A 7,506-nucleotide genomic window follows, 5' to 3' on the forward strand; every position below is an offset into this window, starting at 1 on the left:
GAATTTTTTATAGTGTTTATAACATCCATAACGTGATAACCTACAGGAGAAAAATATGTAACGGTATTAGTTGGATCATAATTACTAAAAAGATAACCATTTTTAACATCTTCATTTTTTAAAACATATAAATTAAAAGGAACATAAGCTATGTAAGAAATTGAAAGAATTAATGTAATTAAAAATCCTATAAAATTACATTTAGCTTTTTTGAAGCTTTTTTTAAAAAATATATATGCTATTATTAGTATTATGAAATCTGCAAAAAACCAAAAATCTTGCGAACTAATCATTGACAGTATGCTTCCACCCAAATTATCAAGATTAGCTGTTTGACTAAATAATAACACAGAAGGTACTGTTTGAAAGCCTCTAAAATACATTATGTCAAGTAAACATAATATTGTAATAATTAAATCAATAATAATTAAAGCTATAAATTTCCCTCTATTTTTAAATAATAAACATATACTTAAGAATATAGCAGCGAATGAAATGTAATAATTTCTAAAGTAACTTGCTTCTTTAAACCCTAAACTAAAGTCTAAGTTATAGGCATCTGTATTTAATGCAAATCCTAAAAATATAGAGCCTTTAATTACAATAGCAATTAAAACAAATACATAGAATGCTAATCTTACGATAGAATTTTTATCAAAATGAGGTTTCATTTTGCTTATAAAATTTGTACTTGATTTCTTAGTATTCATTATACACCTCTTTATGAAATTTTAAAATATCACTTAAAATTAATACAATTTATTATATCATATTTAATAAATTTTTTTAGAAAAAAGTATCATTAATTAAAATATAAATAACAAAAAGTATAATTTATAGGAATATATTAAAAAGTATGATATCTTAATATTATATAGAATTTGTATAGAGGTGAATTATGAAATTAATAGATTGTAAAGGTATGATATGTCCTATGCCTGTTATAAATACTAAAAAATATTTTGATAGCATAGAAAAAGGAGAAGCAAAAATTATAGTTGATAATGAAATTTCTAAAGATAATATTTGTAAATATGCTATAGGATGTGGATATAAAGTAGATTTTTTTAAAGAAAATGATCTTTTTCTTATAAATATTGAGAAAAATAATATTAGTAAAAAACATTTAAATAAAGATGAAAATTATGCTTTGCTTATTTCTTCAGATTTATTAGGTGATGGTGATGTGAATTTAGGTGAAATTTTAATGAAAGGGTATATATATACTTTATCTGAAAGTGATATTATTCCTGAAAAACTTGTATTTATTAATAGTGGAGTAAAGCTTACGGTTAAAGGTTCTAGTGTTTTAGAATCTTTAAATAAATTAATTGATAGAGGCGTAGAAATTTTATGTTGTGGAACGTGTTTGGATTTTTATGGAATAAAAGATGGGTTAGAAGTTGGTAATATAACAAATATGTATACAATTGTTGAAATTATAAATTCATATGGAAAAGTTATAAAATTATAAAAATATATTTAATATTTATGAGAGGAGGCGCAGATTTACATTGGTAAATCTTAATTTATGGACACTTATGATGTTATTGTAATAGGTGGTGGACCAGCAGGAATGGCAGCGGCTATATCAGCTAAAAAAAATGGAATTGAAAGAGTTTTATTACTTGAAAGAGAAGATGTACTAGGAGGAGCCTTAAATCAGTGTATACATTGTGGATTTGGAAAAAAAATATTTAAAACTGAAGTTTCAGGAAGTGAATACACCGAATACTTTGTTGAAAGTATAAAAGAATTAAATATTGAAATAAAATTAAATACAATGGTTTTATCTATAAATAAAGATAAAATTATAAGATATGTTAATCAAGAAGAGGGAATGAGAGAGATAAAAGGAAAAGCAATAATATTAGCTATGGGAAGTAGAGAAAAATTTGATGGGAATGTAAGTGTTCCTTTGAATAAATTTACAGGGATTTATACTGTAGGAACAGCTCATAGATTTATAAATTTTCAAGGATATTTACCAGGAAAAAATATAGTTATGGTTGGTTCATCTGATACAGATATAATTGTGGCTAGAAGGCTTATAATTGAAGGTGCTAATATAAAGGCTATAATTGAACCAAATAATGAATTAAAAATAGATAATGAAAAATCTAAGAAAATAATAAAAGCTTTTAATATTAATATCAAATTAGGATATATGATTAATGAATTAAAAGGAACAGAAAGAGTAGAGGGAATAATAATATCAAAGTTAGGCGAATTAGAAAATGAATTTATAGAATGTGATTCATTACTAATATCAGTACCATGGTCACCAGAAAATGATTTAGCAAAAAAATTAGGATTAAAGCTTAATGAAATGAATAATGGTGTAGAAGTAGATAAACATTATTTAACTTCTAAAGATGGAATTTTTGCGTGTGGAAATATAGTTCATTGTTATAGTTTATCTAATGTATGTGTAAAGGATGGAGAACAAGCAGGAATAGAAGCTTGTGAATATTTAGGGAAAATAGATTAGCTTTATAAAGCTAATCTATTTTTAATTTTAGTATATATAACTTCATTACTTTCATAACTTAAGTGTATACCATCTGTATAATATATAGAATTTAAAGGTATTAAATCAAACAAACTAATTAATAAAACATTATTTTTTTTACAAAATATTTTTAAATCTTCATTTAATTGATTTAGTTTTAAATTAACTAAATCATAATTAATATTAGAACTCCAATATTTAATAGCTAAATCTTTAAATATTTTTGGTGGCGAAAGTATTATAGGAACTATTTTTGAAGATAACAAATCTTTTACCATTAAGTTTAAATTATCTATTATAGTACTTACAGATTTGTTCATTATAATATCATTAGTTCCACACATTATAATACATTTTTCTGGATTATTTGCTATAACATCAGAAAAAAATCTACTTAAAATTCCAATAGAAGTATCTCCATTAACGCCTTTATTTATAAAATTAAAATTATTTTCATTTAACTTAGAAACCCAACAATCTTTTTTACTTATACCATATCCAGCAGTGAGTGAATCACCAATGCAAATTAAAGACATAAAAATCCTCCATGTTTTAAAAAGTTTTTGATAAGCATTTTCTACAAATTATAGTTGTACCCTTATTAGCGCTTACATATTCACCAACAGTAACGGTTTTATTGCATATAGAACAAGAAAGTATTAAAGTATTTTTGTTTTCTAACTTTTTAGTGTAAGTTTTACAAGAATTAGATTCTAGTGATTTTTTTTTGTTTGGTGGCTTATCATATAATATTTTATTTTTAAGTTCTTTATGTTTTATTATTTCATAAGAAATCTTGTACGAACTTTCTCCAAATAGCTCTAGTTCAAATCTTGGATTTTCTTTATCATAAAACTCTTCTATTATAATTCTTCTAATCTGCATATCATTAATTATTAAACCACTTTTTTCTATACCATCGAATATACTTTTAGTTATATTATTAGTATCTGGATGACGTTTTTCACTTTTATAATAAACTTTAAGAATTGCTATAAGAGATTCTTTTAATACTAAGTTAGGATTTTGGTTTTTAGTTTGGTAAGCAATCTCTTCTTCATATACAGCATATCTATCATGATATTTTCCAGAATTAGTAGGCAATATAGCTCTTCCTTTAGAATTAAATAATTTAAAGTTTGATTTTGTAATAGGAGAGCCTTTAACTATAACTTTTGCGTAACAATTCATATTATAATACTCCTAATTTATATAATTAAATTATGTAAAAAATTATATCATAGTTTTATAAAATAAACGTAATTTTTTAAAGTAGATAAATAATTTAATGTTATCATTTCTTGAATGTGATAAAACTATAAAGTATAATACTTAAAGTATAATAGTAATTAAATAATAATAAAATATTTAGTTAAGAGGTATAAACTTATGAATGATAAGATAATTTTAGCAATAGAAAGTAGTTGTGATGAAACAGCAGCGGCAGTTGTTGTTAATGGAAGAAAAGTATTATCAAATATAATATCTTCTCAAATAGAAACTCATAAAAAGTTTGGGGGAGTTGTGCCAGAAGTTGCTTCTAGAAAGCATATAGAAGCAATTAATATAGTAGTAGAAGAGGCACTAGAAAAAGCTAATATATCAAAGAATGATTTAGATGCAATAGCTGTTACGTATGGTCCAGGACTAGTAGGAGCTTTATTGGTTGGACTTCAATATGCTAAGGGGTTAGCTTATGCTTTAGGAAAGCCCCTTATAGGTGTGAATCATATAGAAGGGCATATAAGTGCAAATTTTATAGATCATTTAGATTTAGAACCACCATTTATATGTTTAGTTGTATCAGGAGGACATACTTTTATAGTTTATGTTAAAGATTATGGTGATTTTGAAATTATAGGGGAAACAAGAGATGATGCGGCTGGTGAAGCTTATGATAAAGTTGCAAGAGCTTTAGGATTAGGTTATCCAGGAGGACCTAAGATAGATAAAATTTCTAAGCAAGGAAATGCGAATGCAATAAAATTTCCTAAGGCTAATTTTCATGATGATACTTTAGATTTTTCATTTAGTGGAGTAAAATCAGCGGTTCTTAATTATTTAAATAAAATGGAAATGAAAAAAGAAGAAATTAATGTAGCAGATGTAGCTGCTAGTTTTCAAAAAGCAGTTGTTGAGGTATTAACTGATAATGTAATAAAAACATGTAAGATTAGAAAGGTAGATAAGATAGCTATTGCTGGTGGAGTAGCTTCAAACTCAGCATTAAGAGAAAATCTTATAAAGGAAGGAAGTAAAAGAGGGATTAAGGTATTATTTCCATCACCAATACTATGTACTGACAATGCAGCTATGATTGGAAGTGCTGCATATTTTGAATTTATAAAGGGGAATGTATCCACTATGGATATAAATGCTAAGCCTAATTTAAGACTAGGGGAGAGGTAATTAATGAAAGAAAAAATGAAGTTTATTCCTTATTCTAATGGTTTTTATAAAATAAAACATAATAAAAATATAAAGCCTAGCAGTATCATAAAGAAAATAATAATATTTATAGCAATAATATTATCAATAGGCTTTATATATCAAATTATATCTGATAAAATACAACTTAAATCTTTAGAATCTAAAAACAAATATGTAAGAATAGATAATAAAAAATATTATTTTAAAAGTTTAGGTGAAGAAAAACCAACTGTTATTTTTGAATCAGATATAGGAATGGGAATAGATCAATGGGGAAAAGTTCAAAAGGTTATTTCAGATAAGTATAAAATAAGGACCTTTTCTTATGATAGAGCTGGTTATGGATTTTCAGAGTATGGAAAAGATAGAAATCCTGAAGAGCAAGCTAGACTTTTAAGAATGATATTAAAAAAAGTTGGATTAAGTGGACCATATATATTAGTGGGTGAAGGATACGGTAGTATATTAATCTCAAGTTTTGCCAATTTATATCCAGATTTAGTAAGTGGGGTTGTATTAGTTAATCCAATAAACGTATCAGCCTTAAAAAATAATGATTATATCAGTAATTTTAAAAATAAAAAATTTATTAGTAAGTTTAATAAATATGGTTCTTACATAGGAATTAATGATTTATTAAATAAGTTTGGTTTACTTCCAGTACCAAATTCAGTGAATAAATATTTTAATGAAGAACAATTAACGAATTACAATGTTTTTAGGCTTAATAAAAATTTCACATCAGCTTATTACAATGAATTAAATAATATCCTTAATTTAAACAGTTCTATTCAAAAAGAGGGAGCACTATCTAAGTGGCCATTAAAAATTATAATTAGTGATAATAATAAAAAATATTTAGAAGAGCTTAAAATGATAGGAAGTCCAGAACTAACAGAAATAATTACAGCAGATAATCAATATGAATATGTTTCATTAGAAAAACCAGAAGTAATAATAGAAGCTATTAAATCTATGATAGATACTTTGAAAGTCCAATTATCTTCATAAAACAAAATTTATGACATTGAAATGACACAAATAATAGCTAATATATAACTATAGAATTTCAGAAAAGTATCGGAGGGGTATAGTTATGGATAAGTTTAACAAATTTAATGATAATGAAGATGAAAAAAATAAAAAAGAATCTAATGAAGAGTATTTTGGAATGGATAGTGATAAAAAAGATAAAGATGAAATTAATGAAATAAAAGATTTTGTTTATGTAACAGAAGATGAAGTTAAAAATAATTTCGATAAAAATGAAGAGGTTAAAGATAAATCTAATTCTAAAAAATTGAAAAAAAATGTGTCAGGAAAAAAAAGAAATTTAAAGAAGTCTGCAGTATTTGTAGCTAGTGGTTTAGTATGTGCCATGCTTGGGGGAGTAATTGGTGCAAGTAGTATTTATTTTTTGCCTAAAAATAACAAAGTTGAGACGGTAAGTTCAAAGAATGTTTATGATAATATGCCACATCAATTTGCTAAAGAGGAAGGAGCATTAACAGTACCTCAAGCAGTTGAAAAAGTAAAACCTGCAGTTGTTGGAGTATCAACTAAAAGTTTAGTACAAGATTCTTTCTTTACAATGAAAGAACAAGAAGGTATAGGATCAGGATTTATTATTAATGATGATGGGTATATTGTAACAAATTATCATGTAATAAATGGAGCACAAGAAGTTAAAGTAATTTTTTATGATGGTACAGAAGTAAATGCTAAGGTTGTTAATTATGATCCAAAAGAAGATATTGCAGTTATAAAAATAACTGATGATGTAAAAATGCCAGGAGTTGCTGAACTTGGAGATTCTAATAAGCTTAAACCAGGAGAAGATGTTATAGCTATCGGAAATCCATTAGGAAAAGAGTTTAGTTCAACTGTAACTAAAGGAGTAGTAAGTTCTCCTAATAGACAAATAAGTACGGATGGAGTTAATGTAACTCAATATATACAAACGGATGCAGCTATTAATCCAGGAAATAGTGGAGGACCTTTAATAAATTCTCAAGGACAAGTAATAGGAATTAATACAGCTAAGAAAGTTGGAGAAGAAATTGAAGGAATAGGTTTTTCAATTCCTATAGATAAAGTAAGAGATAGATTAGATGCATTATCAAAACCAATATTGAAGTTAGGTATAACTGCTAGAGATATAAATGCAGAAACAGCTAAACTTAATAATTTACAAGAAGGTATTTATGTGGTTAATGTTCAAGAATTTAGTCCAGCTGAAAAAGCAGGACTAAAAGGTGGAGATTTAATAGTAGAATTTAATGGTCAAAGAGTTAAAACTACTGAGGAAATGAATAAGTTAAAAGAAAAATGTAATAATGGTGATGTAATAACATTAAAAGCAATAAGAGACGGTAAACCTATAAATATAAAAGTTACATTAGCATCATAATAAGAAATAAGCAGTATGTTAAACAACATACTGCTTAATTTGTATATATTCATGATAAATATATACAAATTAACATAAATATGGTAAATTGTATATATAATAATTTATTATTATATAACTTTCGCCAAATTAAGCTAAATTATATAAATATAAC

The 7,506-nt window shown here is 25.4% G+C and carries 7 protein-coding genes and 1 pseudogene; 5 read left to right on the forward strand and 3 right to left on the reverse strand.

The genetic code is table 11. The annotated features are described in order from the left end of the window. Positions 1 to 710, reverse strand: a pseudogene (locus tag GBZ86_RS10480) (LTA synthase family protein); the annotation flags it as partial. A 188-nt stretch (positions 711 to 898) separates the two neighbouring features. On the opposite strand from GBZ86_RS10480, the gene yedF reads away from it, so the two are divergent. Both yedF and GBZ86_RS10490 read left to right on the forward strand, forming a co-directional pair. Continuing rightward, positions 899 to 1,474 carry a sulfurtransferase-like selenium metabolism protein YedF gene (gene yedF / locus GBZ86_RS10485; protein ID WP_152890451.1) on the forward strand — a complete coding sequence of 192 codons (576 nt, stop codon included), beginning with the start codon at positions 899 to 901 and terminating at the stop codon, positions 1,472 to 1,474. A gap of 57 nt (positions 1,475 to 1,531) precedes the next feature. After that, the gene (locus tag GBZ86_RS10490) at positions 1,532 to 2,491 is read left to right on the forward strand and encodes an NAD(P)/FAD-dependent oxidoreductase (RefSeq protein WP_152890453.1); all 960 of its coding nucleotides are present in this window, start codon (positions 1,532 to 1,534) and stop codon (positions 2,489 to 2,491) included. Positions 2,492 to 2,493: 2 nt separating this feature from the next. Here the strand turns inward: GBZ86_RS10490 and GBZ86_RS10495 are convergent, their stop codons facing one another. After that, positions 2,494 to 3,048, reverse strand: a complete 555-nt coding sequence (locus tag GBZ86_RS10495; RefSeq protein ID WP_152890455.1) for a GDSL-type esterase/lipase family protein — start codon at positions 3,046 to 3,048, stop codon at positions 2,494 to 2,496. 16 nt (positions 3,049 to 3,064) lie between these two features. Continuing rightward, entirely contained in the window at positions 3,065 to 3,703 is a 639-nt protein-coding gene (locus GBZ86_RS10500; protein ID WP_152890457.1) for a RusA family crossover junction endodeoxyribonuclease, read from the reverse strand. A 198-nt stretch (positions 3,704 to 3,901) separates the two neighbouring features. Between GBZ86_RS10500 and tsaD the strand changes: the two genes are divergently transcribed. The 3 genes from tsaD to GBZ86_RS10515 all read left to right on the forward strand — a co-directional run bounded on the left by tsaD (position 3,902) and on the right by GBZ86_RS10515 (position 7,352). Next, positions 3,902 to 4,921, forward strand: coding sequence for a tRNA (adenosine(37)-N6)-threonylcarbamoyltransferase complex transferase subunit TsaD (tsaD, locus tag GBZ86_RS10505; RefSeq protein WP_152890459.1), 1,020 nt, complete (start codon positions 3,902 to 3,904; stop codon positions 4,919 to 4,921). A gap of 3 nt (positions 4,922 to 4,924) precedes the next feature. Then, a complete protein-coding gene (locus GBZ86_RS10510; RefSeq protein WP_152890460.1) occupies positions 4,925 to 5,953 on the forward strand; it encodes an alpha/beta hydrolase in 1,029 nt (342 codons plus the stop codon). A gap of 85 nt (positions 5,954 to 6,038) precedes the next feature. After that, entirely contained in the window at positions 6,039 to 7,352 is a 1,314-nt protein-coding gene (locus GBZ86_RS10515) for a S1C family serine protease (RefSeq protein ID WP_152890462.1), read from the forward strand. Positions 7,353 to 7,506 lie beyond the last annotated feature (154 nt).

The sequence above is a fragment of the Clostridium tarantellae genome (genome assembly GCF_009295725.1).
Taxonomy (GTDB): Bacteria; Bacillota; Clostridia; order Clostridiales; family Clostridiaceae; genus Sarcina; species Sarcina tarantellae.